Origin of the sequence: Paenibacillus vietnamensis, from assembly GCF_020169515.1 — a bacterium.
Lineage (GTDB): Bacteria > Bacillota > Bacilli > Paenibacillales > Paenibacillaceae > Pristimantibacillus > Pristimantibacillus vietnamensis.
The window spans coordinates 225,852-240,354 of record NZ_JAHMHW010000005.1 but is presented as its reverse complement, the minus strand read 5'-3'; the positions used below and the strand labels follow the sequence as shown (position 1 = coordinate 240,354).

Below are 14,503 nucleotides of genomic sequence, written 5' to 3'. Positions count from 1 at the left end.
ATTTTATTTAATCCCCGAATGCGCCATCGTAGAGATGACTTTGCTTTGCAGAATAACGAAAAAAATCAGGTTCGGCACAAGCATGATGAGCGCCGCGACCGCCGCCGCCCCTTGCCTGGCCACGTTGTTGGCCAAATTATTCGTGAGCGTGGAGAGGAAAAACGGGAAGTTTTTCATTTCGTCGTCCTGCATGAACAGCTGCGACGTCTCGGTATTGCCCCATGAATTTTGAAATGCCAAAATCGCGACGGTGGCGATCGCAGGCATACACATCGGAATAATAATCCGCGCAAAGACAATCAGCTCGTTCGCCCCGTCGATCCGCGCCGCCTCCAGCAGCGAATCCGGTATTTGGTCCACAAACTGCTTAAGCAGAAAAACGCCTACCGGCAAAGCAAGCACCGGCAGCAGATGGCCCAAATACGTATTCATTATCCCCAGGTGGCTCACCACCAGATAACGTGGAATTTGAATGACCTCCGGCGTAAACATCAGCATAAGAATAATGGTCGAGAAAATGACCTTTTTCCCCGGGAACGGCGTCTTCGACAGCGGGTAAGCGCAAAGCGCGCTCACCGCCGTTACGCCGACGACGCTCAAAAACGAGATGAGCAGGCTGTTGAACAAATAACGCGACACCGGAACGATTGAATTCGACGTCACCCAGAACAGCTCCACGAAATTTTGAACATTCGGCTCCTGCACGAAAAAATTAGGCGGGTATACAAACAGCTCATGATAGGGCTTGAACGCATGGTTAAAAATATAGATGATGGGCAGGATCATGACGACCGACAAAATAAGCATAAAAGCGTTAAAACTGATCCTTGCCGCCAGGCTCGACTTTTTCAGGCTCTATTCCTCCTTTGCGCCGAACAATCCCCAGCTAAGCTTGTTCGCGAAATACATTAGTAGTAGAAGAAACACGGAGACCGTCGCCGCATAGCCCATTTCAAAACGGATAAATCCGTAATCGTTAATGTGATTGACGATCAAATGACCGGCGTATTCCGGCGTCGGGTTTTGCCCGGACAGCTCGGTTCCGATCGCCCCGGTCTTAAAGGTCGTGACGATGGCCATAACGGCGCCGAACAGCATTTGCGGCTTCATCGACGGAATCGTAATGAACCAAAGCTCCTGCAAGCTGTTTTTGATACCGTCGATTTTGCCCGCCTCGTACAGCGTCGTATCCACGTTAAGAATGCCGGCCAGCATAGCCAGAAACCCGACGCCCATGCTGGACCACAGCGTCACTGCGATCATGGAATTCATAAGCAGGTCCGGATTCGTAACCCACAGCTTCGGAACGTCGATCAGGCCGAGCTTCAGCAGAATGCTGTTCAAGTACCCGATCCGGTCGCCGGACAATAACGGCAGCCAGATGATCGTCATCGCGATGCCGATCGTAAGCGACGGCGTATACATGGCGAGCGCCACCCACTTCCGGTATCCGCCGCGCAGCCGCGATATGAGCCAGGCCAGCAGAAAGGCCGCCGCATAACCGCCCGGGCCGACGATGACCGCGAACTTGAACGTATTGGGCAGGGCATACCTCAGAAACAACAGGTCCTGTGCGACCAAATACTGAAAGTTGCTCCAGCCGATAAAGCGCGGCGCCTCTATTCCGTTATAGTAAGTAAAGCTAAGCCCGACCGCCGCAACGATCGGGATGACGATAAACAGCGTAAAGCAGATTAAGAAGGGCGCTACGAATAAATACGCCGTGCGGTACGACCACATCCTACTCCACATATGGATCAATTCCTTCCCAAGGCTTGTCGACGACCGGAATATCCAATTCCTTTACGCGGTTGCCCGATTCGTCGATAAAACCGAATTCCTGCTGTTTGCGGAGAAGCTCGCGGTTAATATCCCGCACCGTCTGCTCCAGCGACGACATGTAATTGTCGGTCCTGACGACCGACCGGACCCAGGCGTTATTCGTTTCACGCTCGAGGAAATAGCCGCCAGGCACATTCGGAATGTCCTTGTACCACTTCCACTGCTTCAGAATGACGTCAGCATCCTCCTTCTTCCACGGAAGGTTCGCGAAGGCTTCGACGTTGGACGTATTCCAGCGGAAGGCGACCCCGTTCACCGCCTCCAGATCGGAGCCGTACTGCTCCTGCACCTCTGCCGAGAGCCACCATTTCATGAAGCGCCAGGCTTCTTCCTTTTTGTCCGACTTGTCGAAAATAACGCCGGTCCGCTGGCCGCCGCCCGCCCATCGGCTGATCGTGCCGTCCGCCTGTTTCGTGCCCGGGATAAGCGCGATGCCCCAGCGTCCGCTGAGCTCAGGCGCTGCGGCCGACAGCTGGACGTACATATTGTAGTCCGAGATGCCGATCGGCATCGTGCCGCTCCGGAAATGCTGGTAGAAGCTCGGCACTTCCCGCTCGACCGCGTACGTATTGAACAGATCGGTCCACTGCTTGAACGCCTTGTATGCTGCGGGAGTGTCCAGGCCCGATTTCACGCCGCCCGGCTCGTAGAACTCAACTCCGTTCTGATAGAAGTAATAAGTGAATTCCTTCGGATTGACGTAAAAGTTCATGAAATTTTGCTGCAGCGCCGGCAGCAAATCGTAGACGTCATCCCACGTTTCCGGTATTTTGGCGCCGAGGCGATCCATAATGTCCTTCCGGTAATAAAGCACCTGGAACGACTGGGTTTCCGGCACGCCGTAATAACCTCCGTCATAATGCAGCGGCAGCCACGAGCCCGGACTGAATTGCCCGTAAAGCTCCTCGAAGCCTTCCAGCTTCGACAAATCCTGAAGCGTGCCCCTGATCGCATAGTCGACGGGCAAATCCTGCGTCAGGCCAAGCGCGATATCCGGCTGCACGCCGGCTGCGTTAGACATGAGCAGCAGCTCCGGATTCGGCAGCAGGTTGACCTTGACCTCGATGCCCGTCTCCGGCGTAAACGACTCGTCCGCCAGCTGCTGCAGCTGGTCGACGTAATCGCGCCCCCTCTGCACCCAAATGTTCAGCTTTGTGTCATCGAGATTTTTCAGGCTGTCCCGCGCGTCGAAGGAGTAGACGAAGTTTTCTGCGCTGCCCCATATCCGTTTGAAGAAGCCCGCTTCCATATCGGGCGCGTCCGCATCCGCCGGAATGACATATACCTCGTCAAGCTGAAGCGACTGCTTCATCAGCGTATCGATAAACGTGCCGAACTTCTCCCGCATAGACGAAATTTCGTCGATATAATACGGAATTTCCTCCGGCTTATGCAGCAGCGACCGCAAATCCTTTGCCGAGGTTTCCAGCCCTTGGCTAATCGAATCCTTGCCGCCGTTCGCTTCGGCCACCCGCTTCGACAAATCCTCCATCACATCCGCCGCAAGTCCGATCCGGCCGGTAAGCCCCGGAAAATCCTGCTCCATATTCCATGTGCGGTTGCGGTCCAGCGTTCTCTTGCTGTTCGAGCCGGTGACCGAGCGCAAATCCCAATCGATCGTGTCGAGGTGGGCAATCAGCTTCTCCACGTCGACGATGACCGATTTGACCGGCGCCTGCGTCACGGCAAGCGAAAGCGTATGCTCGCCTTTCTCCAGCTTCACCAGATAAGGCTCATCGCTCTCGTTCTGCAGAATGACGCCGTTCCAGCCCGGTGAAAAGGGAAAGCCGTATGCCTGAAACTCCCGGAACGGAACCTCGCCGTCGATTCTCACCGTTCTGTATGACGTTTTTTGTGCGATCGTATTTTGCAGCGCGCGGAACCCGAGCTTATACAAGCCGGTTTCCGGCACCTCGAATTTCCAGGTAACTTCCTGATTCTGCTCCAGCCACCTGAGACCGCCGACCGTGTTGTATTTGATCCGGCCTTCGTACCGCGGCACCGTCCGGACGTTTTTGTCGGAAAACAGCTTAATGGCCGTATCGTTCTTGTAGGCGAAACCCTCGGCTTGCAGCGTCAGCACCTCGCCTCCGGCCGCAGGCACTCCGGCGTATGCGGCCGAAGCCTCCTCATAAGCGGGAATGTCCTCCCTCGGCGCAAGCGCGATGCTTTCAATTGCGATGGGCTCGTGTCCCTGAACGCGGATCGTATGCGTTCCCGCCGAGAAGTGCCATTGCAAAGGCTGCGCGTATGCACCGCCGGAATCCACAAACGGCTTAACGCTCCATTCGGAGACATCTGCCGATCTCGGCCGAATTTCGTCGCCGTCCGAGTTTTTCAGAATCGGACGGGCATCCTGCCAGGTGCGGTACAAAGCGATGGAGGAAGATTCGCGGAAAGGCGTCTCTCCGTCTATCGTCACGCCCCATTGGATCGCTCCCTTACCGCCCTCATCCTTCAAAGGAAGATAAGAGACGTGAATTTCATACAGCGCACTCTCTGCAACGTCAACTTTATATTCGACCCACCCGGTATTTTCCGTATTCCATATCAGCACATTTGATTTGCCGCCGTACTCCCCCGTACGGATCCGCTCCGTATCGGACACCGCCGACGGCTCCGCCCCTTCCGCGTAAATCGGGGATGACGCATCCTTTATTCCCTGCTCCCGCCACTTCGCGAGCGCCTCGCCGAAGTACGGGGCCGTTTCATATTCGAACGAGGCCGTAAGCTTCCCGTAGTCGGCCCTGCCTGCGGCGACTGTTGCGGCTGCCGGCCCGGCCGTCCCGCAGGACGAAAGCAGCATCGCTCCGATCACGGCGCTTGCCCCCAGCATCAACCATTTCCTTGCTCTCTTCATGATGGAATGCCGCCTTTCTTCTATACCGAAATCCATACCTTACTTGAACCGATCTCCCGAATCCTTATGGAAGAAATGAGCCTTGGACAGATCAAGCTCCACCTTCACCTTATCGTTTTCCGCAAACCGGTTATCCGGATCAACGCGGGCGATAAGCGGCTTCTCCTGCCCGATGTCCAAATATAGAAAACGGTCTGCGCCCATCAGCTCGTTCTCCTTGTAAATGCCGGTTATAATCGTCTCGGAGAACAAACCCTCCAGCTTAACGTTTTCCGGCCTAATTCCTAATATGACCGATTTGTTTACTTGGTTATTTTTCCGCAAAATATCCTCCGCCGTCTCATGAAGCTTCAGCTGAAAGCGGTTCGTGTGAAACTCCAGCCTGCCCAGCGGATTTTCCTGCACCTTGCCGTTGATGAAGTTGATCTGCGGCGAGCCGATAAAGCTGGCGACGAACGTATTGGCCGGCTTTGAATAAATGAGCTCCGGCGTGTCGCACTGCTGAATGACGCCGCTCTTCATGACGACGATTCTGTCGGCCATCGTCATCGCTTCCACCTGGTCGTGCGTGACGAAAATAAAGGTCGTGCCTAATTTTTTGTGAAGCTTCGTAATTTCCATCCTCATCGTCACGCGGAGCTTGGCGTCCAAATTCGAAAGCGGCTCATCCATCAGGAACAGCTTCGGATTACGGACAATAGCCCTCCCGAGCGCCACCCGCTGCCGTTGTCCCCCGGACAGCTCCTTCGGTTTGCGGCTCAGGTAAGGCTCGATTTCCAATATGCGGCTTGCGTTTTTCACCGCCAAATCGATTTCGTGCTTCGGAAGCTTCCGCATGCGGAGACCGAACGCAATATTCTCATATACGGTAAGGTTCGGGTAGAGGGCGTAGTTCTGGAACACCATCGAAATATCCCGATCCTTGGGAGCTAGCTTATTGACCAGCTGATCCCCGATGTAAATTTCGCCTTCGGAAATGTCCTCCAGCCCCGCGATCATACGGAGCGTCGTCGATTTTCCGCAGCCGGAAGGCCCGACGAACACGATAAATTCCTTATCCTTGATTTCCAGCTGGAAATCCTGCACGACCGCATGCTTGTCTTTGCCGTATCTTTTGTACAAATGATTGATTCGAACGCCTGCCATGCCGCAGCCTCCCATCGTTGCCATATGCAAAATAAAAATGAGGATATCAAAGCCTGCTCTGATATCCTCCATTGGTAAGGTAGAATGTATGCGGTTATCGGACTAGCTAAGCACCGTTTCCCGGTTCCCGATGTTCAATGTAGCCTCGTCTACCTTGTCCAGCTCTTCCGCGCTCAAGCGTTCGTTCCAGGCTTTTGCCGCTTCCGTAATATGCTCGGGCTTCGAAGCCCCAAGAATAGCCGACGTAATGCCCGGACGGCTCAGCACCCAGGACAGCGCGTATTGCGCAGGGGCGAGACCGCGTTCCTCCGCAAGCGGCCGGACGGCGTCCGCAATCGCGATCGCGTTTTTCTTGAGCAGCTGCTCCAGCCGCGGCTCTCCCTTCGCCAGGCGCGAGTCGGCTGGCGGAGCTTCTCCTGCGCGGTACTTGCCGGACAGAACGCCTCGTCCGAGCGGGCTGTAGACGATGACGCCCACATTCTCCGACTGGACGAACGGAATAATCTCCTTCTCGATTTCCCGCGAGATGATGCTGTACTCCGGCTGCAGGCTCTCGAAGCGGTGCAGGCCGTGCAGCGCGCTCACGCCATGCGCCTTCGCCAGCTGCCAGGCGGCATAATTGGATGCTCCTATGTATCTGACCTTGCCTTGGCGGACCAGATCGTCCAGTGCGCGCAGCGTTTCCTCGAGCGGCGTGTTCGGATCGAAGCGGTGCACCTGATACAAATCCAGATAGTCGGTTTTCAGCCGCTTCAGGCTGTCCTCTACCGCTTTGAAAATGTGGTAACGGCTTTGGCCCGAATCGTTTACCCCTTCGCCTACACGTCCGTGAACCTTCGTCGCCAGCACGATGTCGCGCCTTCTTTCCTTCAGCAGGTTGCCGAGAATCGTCTCGGATGCTCCTTCACCGTATACATTTGCCGTATCGACGAGATTAATGCCGCTGTCCAGTGCAAGATCCAAAATTTCAGCCGACGCCTGCTCGTCGATCCAGCGTCCGAACGCCATCGTACCCAAGCTTACTGCCGACACCTTCAAACCTGTTCTGCCAAACTTCCGATATTCCATGAATGATTCCTCCAAATAGTCGTTTTAATAGGCTGCCAGCGCTTTTCTCGGACGAGCAGCTTCCTGAGCCGCCGCGAAGCGGCTCAATTCCACGATCAGATTGCCTTTCCCGAACGATAAAAATTTACGTTTACCGGCCGGGTCGGGCTGCGCCGTCTGATCCAGAAAAGCAACGATCAGTTTCCGCCTGCGCCTGATTTCCGTATAGCCGTTATCGAACAGCCATTGGTCGATCGTATTGTAAATGCCGCGATTTAACTGATACACCTGCAAGCAATAATGATGAAAAGCGAGATCGGGCCATTCGTATAAAGTGGAGTTTGCGGTTTTCATCATTCAGCCCCCTTACCCGGCAGCAGGTGCAGCGGCGGCGGAAGCCCTGGCCGCCAGCTCCTCGGTCAAGCGCGCAACCGTATTGTCGAGGCGCCCGGCGACGTCGGCGGCCAGCTCGAAGGATCCGTCCTCTTGACGGCTCACCGACTGATCCACCGCGTATACGCCGCCTAATATATTTGTTGCGCCAAGCGCCGATAGGACCGGTTTAAGCGCATAGTCGATCGCGAGCAAATGGGCGATTGAGCCGCCGATGAACAGCGGCAGCAGCACTTTGTTCTCCAGCCCCTTCTGCGGAATCAGATCCAGGAACGTTTTCAGCACGCCCGAATATGCCGCTTTATAGACCGGGCTTGCCACGATGACCGCATCGGCTTGCTCCACAAGCGCCAAAGCTTCCTTCACGGGAACGCTGTCCCAATTCGCTTTGATCAAATCCTCGGCCGGCAGCTCCGAAATCTCGACGAGATTTACCACAATGCCCGATTGCAGCAGCTTCTGCTGACTGTGCCGGATCAGCCCGCTCAATCTCGAGCTTTTATTCACGCTTCCCGATAAAATAACGACCTTCGCCATTCATTTCCACTCCTTATGCGTTATCTTGGTTTCCTAACGGGGGACGGGGCTTTAACCGCATCGTAGCGGCTTCGTTCCGTGCGGTCGATTTGCACGATTTGGCCGTTATGGATCGTAATTTGGACGGTTCCGTATTGGACGCCCGTTACTTGCTCCTTTATTCGTTTCAGCCATACCTCAGCAGTCTCTAATGCTCGGGACATAATCAACACCCTTTCCAAAGTGATGTGCCGGCTTAAAAAAGAAAGGAGACGCACGGTCTCCGAATGTAAATTCGAATGCCATGCGCCTCCAGTTTTCTAGCGGGCGCCAAATTCATTTTTATTTCCGACTAAATCAATAGGATAAATCCAATTTAACATGATGTTTCCTATTCGTCAACACAAAAAATGAAACGGAGTTACCCTTCGCGCCTCAGCCAATCAAACCGGCGCTTCTGCGTAAGCGGAGCGCGCAGCGTACTGCTCCTGAAGAACCTGTAAGCAATACCGGACAGCAGCCAGATCAGCCCCATCGTCAGCGCCGTTTTGTCCAGCAAAGTCAAAAGCCATAGGGTGAAGCCCGCGCCGATCAGCGGCAAGACCAGATATGTGCACGTTTCCTTCGGGGAGCGGCGTCTTTCCTTCATGAATAGCTGGGCAACGACCGAGGCGTTCACGAAGACGAATGCCGTAAGCGCCCCGAGGCTGACGAATTTGATCGACGTTTCCAGACTGAGGCATAACGCCAGCAGCGAAATGGCGCATACGACAATGATGCTGTTCACCGGCGTTTTGAACCGCGGATGCAGACGGCCGAAAATCCGTTTCGGCAGCGTCGAATCGCTCCCCATCACATGCAGCAGGCGCGAGGCGCTCGTTACCGCAATCACACCCTGCGTGAATACCGACAGCAGCAGCACCGTCATGAAAATAGCCTGCAGTCCGGCTCCGCCGGCCAGCTTGACGAGCTCGTAGCCGGCGGAATCCGCGTTCGCGAACGACAACACCGGGAATGCAAGCTTCGTCAGAATGGAGATGAGGATATAGAGCGCCGAGGCGATCAGCACGATCCATAATATAGCCTTTGGAATCGTACGCCGGGCGTCGATCGTCTCATCGGCGAGCGTCGTCACCGTATCGAAGCCAAGGAAGGAGAAGCAGACGAGCGAGGCGCCGGCCAGCACCGCCGATACGCTCCACCCGGGCAGCACCGGCAGCGCCTGAGCGGCAGACACCCCTCCGGGAGCGAGAATCGCCTTCAGCAGAAACAGGCAGAACAAGCCGACAAACGCGATTTGCGCAATGACGAATATTTTGCTGAGCCCCGCGGAAAAACGGATGCCGACGATATTCAGCGCAGCGAAGATGACGCTTAGCGAGACGATCCAGACCGAAGCCGGAATTTCAGGGAATTGCGCATGCATATACAGACCGAAGGTAAGACAGGAAATGACCGGTGAGAAAATATATTCGAGCAGAACGACCCAGCCTACCAAAAATCCGGCGTACGGATGAATCGCCTTTTTGACGTACGTATAGGCGGAGGCCGAGGAGGGAAACGCCCTGGACATCGCGATGTAGCTGAGCGCCGTAATCAGAATGGCCGCTGCCGCGACGATATAAGAGCTTGTCATCAGTCCGTGTGAGCTTTCATACGCAATGCCGTACACCGTAAAATAAATCATAGGGGACATCCACGCGAGTCCCAAAGCCACAACCTGGAACAGCGTCAGCGTCCGTTTAAACGTCACCTTTTCTTCCACAATCAACACCTGCCGTCTCTTATTTGTTATGCTGCGTTATGTTTTAAAACAAATAAAAAGCCCGGGAGGTATCGTTTTTCGATATCCTCCCGGGCTTTTATCCCTCCGTGAACACGGCAAGCCGTGCGTCTTCTCTCGGACCAGGCCGGCCTGCGGGACCGCGGAACCCTAGAAAACTAATGTTTATTCAGTTTTTTGTGACAGGTTATCTGACAAGAATTCCAAAAATTCGAAGCACTTTGGTCCATTTATTACTTATGTAAATTAATATAACATACATTGTTTTGTTTTGAAAAGAATTTTTAAGACGGAACAAACAACCCCGCAGCGTGTTAACGAAAAAAACACGAACTTCTGTTCGTAAAAATGGTTTGCAACGAGCGATTTTGGTGTATAATGAATGAGGTTGTCCAAATAATCCCAAAGGAGCTGTTGATCATGTCAATCACTCTGAACCCGTACTTGGTTTTTGACGGAAATACAAGAGAGGCGGTCCATTTTTACGAGAAAGCGTTGGGAGGTAAAATCATCGGAATCATGTCATTCGGAGATATGCCGGCGGACCCGAATCATCCGCTGCCTGATGAATTAAAGGATCGCGTTATGCATGCGCACTTGAAGGTCGGCGACGCGGATCTGATGTTCTCCGATACGTACGTTGGCATGTCTTATCGGCCGGGAGATTCGGTTCAGATTGCAATCCATCCTAAAGAAGAGGCAAAAGCGAGAGAAATCTTTGCCGCTTTGGAAGACGGCGGTCAAGTCGTTATGCCTCTTACAAAGACGGATTGGAGCCCCTTGTACGGGATCGTAAAGGACAAGTTCGGCGTTACTTTCCAAGTAAATGTTCCAGGAGAGCATCCGCAGCAATAGATCCAGGAGTTCATTTTGTCCTTTACACAAGACGGCCCCGTTTTTATGGACTCAACAATCCATAAAAACGGGGCCGTCTTCCCGGTCGCGGATCAGCCTTTCACGCCGCCGACCATCATGCCTTTAACAAAATACTTTTGCAGAAACGGATACACCATAATAATCGGAAGGCTGGCGACGATCGTCATCGTAGCCCTTACCGACATCGGAGTTACCGCATTTGCCGCGTCGTTGCCGGCATTGGCAAAGGCGTCGCCTGCCGTGCGCGCGGACATGGAAGCATTCGAGTTCTGGAGAATTTTTTGCAGCTCGTATTGCAGCGTGCTCAGCTCCTGGAAGGAAGAGTTGTACAGAAACACGTCAAACCAGGAGTTCCATTGATAGACGGCCGTGAACAGGGCAACCGTCGCCAGAACCGGCACGCACAGCGGCAGCACGATTTTCATGAACGTTGTGAAATCGCCTGCGCCGTCGATCCGCGCCGATTCCAGAATGCTCTCGGGCAGCCCGTCAATGAAGGAGCGGATAATAATCAGATTGAACACCCCGATAATGCCCGGGATAATATACACGGAGAACGTTCCGAGCAGACCGAGCTCGCGGATAAGCAAAAAGTTAGGAATCAATCCGCCGTTGAAATACATCGTCAGGATAAAAGCGATCGTCACGAATTTGCGGAGCACAAAATCCTGCCTGCTGATCGTATAGGCGACCATCGCCGAGCAGAATACGGTGACGACGGTGCCGATAACGCTCCGCAGCACCGAGATGAGCGTAGCATGGAAAACGCCGGCTTCTTTGAATACATAGGCGTAGTTATCCCATGTGAACATCCTCGGCCACAAATAGATGCCGCCCCGGATCGTATCGCTCGCCTGATTGAAGGATACCGCCGCCGTGTTCACAAATGGATACAAGGTGATCACCATAAGAAGAATCAAGAAGATTGAATTGCAAATATCGAAAATCCGGTCCCCGCGCGAGGAAGATATCCGGCTTTGTTTTCTCGGCTTCGCTGCTGTCGTTGTTGTTACTGCTGTTGCCATGGTCCGGTCCCCCTTAGAACAATCTGGATTCGCCCATCCGCTTGGCCAGATGATTGGCGGCGAACAATAAGATGAAGCTGACTACCGTCTTGAACATTCCCGCAGCGACCGAAAGCGAGAAATTGCCCTGCGCGATCCCGTATTTCAGCACGAATATATCGATGACCTCGGAATAATCGACGTTCATGCCGTTTCCGAGCAAATATTGCGGCTCGAAGCCCGCTTCCAGCAAATGCCCGATTTGCATAATAAGCAAAACGATAACAACCGGCTTTATTCCCGGCAAAGTCACATACCAAATTCGCTCCAAACGATTGGCTCCGTCCATTTTCGCCGCCTCGTATTGGGAGGGATCGATCATGGTCATCGCTGCCAAATAAACGATCGTATTCCAGCCGACATCCTTCCAAACGGAGGATGCCCCGAATATTCCCCAGAAATATTCGCCGACGCCAAGGAACAGAATCTCATTGCCTTTGTCGACCCAGCCGAGCCAGCTCAGCAGCTCGTTAATAATGCCGTCGGGCGACAGCGTCGACTGCACGATGCTTGCCGCAACCACCCAGGAAATAAAATGCGGCAAATAGCTGACCGTTTGTACGACTCTTTTGAAATAAACCTGACGAACCTCATTAAGCAGCAGAGCGAGCACAATCGCGGTCACGAACCCGAGCACGAGATTGATGGCGCTCATCGCCAGCGTGTTCCGCAGCACGCGCAGAAACCGTTCATCCTGGAACAAAAACGCGAAATGCTCAAAGCCTACCCACTGCTGATCGAAGAAACCTTTGGCCGGCTTGAACTTCTGAAAGGCGATCGTCCAGCCCCACAGCGGCAAGTACTTAAAGATAAACAGCCAAATGATAAAAGGAACGGACATCAGGACAAGGGCGCGCTGCCTGGCCAGCTTCGCGAAAAATCCCGCCGGTTTGCCTGAAAGCGCCTTTGCAGCTGTCGTCGGTTGTGCATTTTCCATCTCATTACTCTCCTTCCGGCGCCGTTTGAAGAGGAAAGGGCCGGGGAACCGACCCTTTCGATGCTGTCTCCATTAGCTGCCTTTTGCCAGATCGATCAGTTTCTTCACTTCCTCCGTCGTCCACTTCTCGTACGCCTCGGTGTCGAGCTTGCCCATTTCGCCGGCATATTCCGCCCATACCGCTTCAAATTCCGCCGGACTCGAAAGCACAAGCCGCGGGAAATATTTTTTCGTAATTTCATCGCTCTTCGTCGTGAATATTTGCTGCGGCGAGCCCTGCTCCTTCGGAATCGCCCAGGCCGGGAACCATGGACGCTCGTCCGGCGCAGCGAACAGCTCCGAGTACGTTTTAACGCCGTATTTGTCCAGAATCGCCTTGTCCGCATCCGTCAGGTTCATTTGGAACACCTCCGGCTGCATGCCGGGCTGCACCGCATTGCCGTCCGGGAAGGTAGAGTTATTGCCCCATTGCGGCCAGTTCCACGAATAATATTTAAAGCCGAACGACTCGTTAAAGGACTCGTCGATCTTGGCGACTTGCTCCTTCGTGCGGTACATGCGGCCTTCGCCGTTCACTTCGAACGTCTCGCCTTTAATGCCCCAGCTGCGCAGCACCTGATTTTCTTCCTTCAACAGATTATCGAAGTATTGAATGATGCGAACCGGATCCTTGGCGCTGACCGTAATGCCAATGCCGCGGTTTTTTACGAAGCCCGGAGGGTCGAGGTACTGATCCTTCTGGCCGTCGAACGTAACCGGCAGCGGGAAGTAGCGGAAGCCGTCCTTAGACGGATCGGCTTTCGCGGCGTCCGCCAAAGCGTTGGTCGCGTTGCCGGTCTGCCAGCCGTAATCGAAGTAGCCAAGCACCTTGCCCGACGTCATTTTCGCCAAATATTGATCGTAGTTGTCTACGAAAGAGGCTTTATCGAACATGCCCTTCGCATTGATTTCGTTCAGCTTCTTCAGCCAGCGCTTGGTGGAGTCGGCCGCCGCATAGGTTTTTGCCTCGAAGGTATTCATGTCGATGATGACGCCGCCGTCATTCGGGTAACCTTCCAGATGCATCGGCGGGTTCGACGTCGCAAAAAATCTCCAGTCATGCGTAAGCGACATAAAACCTGTCAAATCTTCATCCTTATGCTTGCCCATGTAATCCTCAATCAGCTTAAAATAATCGTCAAGCTTGGTAATCTTCGGATATCCGGCTTCCTCCAGCACCCGGCGCTGCACCCAGAATGCGCCTTGCATAATGGAAGGATCGGGAATATACTCGCCTACTACGTTAGAGAAAGGGATGAAATAAATGCTGCCGTCCTCCGCTTTCATCTGCTCGAAATAAGGCCCGTACACCTTCTTGATATTCGGACCGTACTCCTCGATCAGATCGTTCAGCGGAATAAACGCGCCCGCATCCAGCACCTTGTCGATCGCCGCATCCGGAATGAGGACGTCCGGATACTCGTTGGAAGCGATCATCGTGCCGATTTTGGTGTTGATGTCGCCGACCAGATGCTCGATTTTGAAATTGACGCCCGTCTGATCCTCCAACATTTTGCCGATTGTCGTTTCGTTTGTGTTGATGTCCTTCGCCCCGGCGGCAGCATTAAAGTACGTGAATGTGACCTTTTCCTTCGGCGCATCCGCGCTTGCTTCCGGCGAATCGCTTGAATTGCCGCCATTCGCTGGAGCTTCGGAATTTCCGTTTCCGTTGCTGCAGGCGGTGACGAGCATAGCGGAGATGAAGCTGAGTAACAGCCATTTTTTCATAGATGAAGCAATCCCCTTTCCCCTTGCACTTGTATTTGTAAGCACTTTCAGTATAATTTGAAAACGTTTCCTTCGTTACCCGACAAACTAAAGGATCTCCTTTGAAAAACTAACTAGCATCTTTGGGGGGATACAAGCGTAAACGGCTTCGCCGTCCTTTGGCGGCGAAGCTTCGTTTCGCGGAGAATTCTAAGCGGATATAAGTGTGAAACTTAAATTCTTAGAATTTAAAAAAATGCGCGGAGCTCGCTCGGGGTTTCCGATGCAAAGGT

13 protein-coding genes and 1 riboswitch are annotated in these 14,503 nt (G+C 53.6%); of the genes, 1 reads left to right on the top strand and 12 read right to left on the bottom strand.

Translation table 11 applies throughout. The features are described 5' to 3' along the window. Positions 1 to 3: 3 nt before the first annotated feature. The 9 genes from KP806_RS13475 to KP806_RS13435 form a co-directional block, all read right to left on the bottom strand. On the bottom strand, positions 4 to 852 hold the full coding sequence (locus tag KP806_RS13475; RefSeq protein ID WP_397376401.1) for a carbohydrate ABC transporter permease: 849 nt from the start codon (positions 850 to 852) through the stop codon (positions 4 to 6). Positions 853 to 855: 3 nt separating this feature from the next. Continuing rightward, the gene (locus KP806_RS13470; protein WP_224724209.1) at positions 856 to 1,752 is read right to left on the bottom strand and encodes a carbohydrate ABC transporter permease; all 897 of its coding nucleotides are present in this window, start codon (positions 1,750 to 1,752) and stop codon (positions 856 to 858) included. Next, the gene (locus KP806_RS13465; RefSeq protein WP_224724208.1) at positions 1,742 to 4,702 is read right to left on the bottom strand and encodes an extracellular solute-binding protein; all 2,961 of its coding nucleotides are present in this window, start codon (positions 4,700 to 4,702) and stop codon (positions 1,742 to 1,744) included. Before KP806_RS13465 ends, KP806_RS13470 begins: the two co-directional genes overlap by 11 nt. A gap of 39 nt (positions 4,703 to 4,741) precedes the next feature. Continuing rightward, positions 4,742 to 5,848 (bottom strand): ABC transporter ATP-binding protein, encoded by a 1,107-nt coding sequence (locus KP806_RS13460; RefSeq protein ID WP_224724207.1) that lies wholly within the window; start codon positions 5,846 to 5,848, stop codon positions 4,742 to 4,744. A 102-nt stretch (positions 5,849 to 5,950) separates the two neighbouring features. Further along, positions 5,951 to 6,916: an aldo/keto reductase gene (locus tag KP806_RS13455; RefSeq protein WP_224724206.1), complete on the bottom strand. Its 966-nt coding sequence runs from the start codon at positions 6,914 to 6,916 to the stop codon at positions 5,951 to 5,953. A 24-nt stretch (positions 6,917 to 6,940) separates the two neighbouring features. Further along, a complete protein-coding gene (locus KP806_RS13450; RefSeq protein ID WP_224724205.1) occupies positions 6,941 to 7,249 on the bottom strand; it encodes a hypothetical protein in 309 nt (102 codons plus the stop codon). A 12-nt stretch (positions 7,250 to 7,261) separates the two neighbouring features. Continuing rightward, positions 7,262 to 7,825: an NADPH-dependent FMN reductase gene (gene ssuE, locus KP806_RS13445; RefSeq protein ID WP_224724204.1), complete on the bottom strand. Its 564-nt coding sequence runs from the start codon at positions 7,823 to 7,825 to the stop codon at positions 7,262 to 7,264. Positions 7,826 to 7,845: 20 nt separating this feature from the next. Continuing rightward, positions 7,846 to 8,028 (bottom strand): YezD family protein, encoded by a 183-nt coding sequence (locus KP806_RS13440; protein WP_224724203.1) that lies wholly within the window; start codon positions 8,026 to 8,028, stop codon positions 7,846 to 7,848. A gap of 197 nt (positions 8,029 to 8,225) precedes the next feature. Further along, the gene (locus KP806_RS13435) at positions 8,226 to 9,569 is read right to left on the bottom strand and encodes an APC family permease (protein WP_224724298.1); all 1,344 of its coding nucleotides are present in this window, start codon (positions 9,567 to 9,569) and stop codon (positions 8,226 to 8,228) included. A gap of 84 nt (positions 9,570 to 9,653) precedes the next feature. After that, a riboswitch (guanidine-I (ykkC/yxkD leader) is annotated at positions 9,654 to 9,752 on the bottom strand. Positions 9,753 to 10,007: 255 nt separating this feature from the next. Here KP806_RS13435 and KP806_RS13430 point away from each other — a divergent pair. Continuing rightward, positions 10,008 to 10,442, top strand: coding sequence for a VOC family protein (locus KP806_RS13430; RefSeq protein ID WP_224724202.1), 435 nt, complete (start codon positions 10,008 to 10,010; stop codon positions 10,440 to 10,442). A 92-nt stretch (positions 10,443 to 10,534) separates the two neighbouring features. Here the strand turns inward: KP806_RS13430 and KP806_RS13425 are convergent, their stop codons facing one another. The 3 genes from KP806_RS13425 to KP806_RS13415 form a co-directional block, all read right to left on the bottom strand. After that, a complete protein-coding gene (locus KP806_RS13425; RefSeq protein WP_224724201.1) occupies positions 10,535 to 11,488 on the bottom strand; it encodes a carbohydrate ABC transporter permease in 954 nt (317 codons plus the stop codon). A gap of 13 nt (positions 11,489 to 11,501) precedes the next feature. Continuing rightward, positions 11,502 to 12,464: an ABC transporter permease gene (locus KP806_RS13420; protein ID WP_224724200.1), complete on the bottom strand. Its 963-nt coding sequence runs from the start codon at positions 12,462 to 12,464 to the stop codon at positions 11,502 to 11,504. A 72-nt stretch (positions 12,465 to 12,536) separates the two neighbouring features. Continuing rightward, positions 12,537 to 14,231: a type 2 periplasmic-binding domain-containing protein gene (locus tag KP806_RS13415; protein ID WP_224724199.1), complete on the bottom strand. Its 1,695-nt coding sequence runs from the start codon at positions 14,229 to 14,231 to the stop codon at positions 12,537 to 12,539. Positions 14,232 to 14,503: the final 272 nt, after the last annotated feature.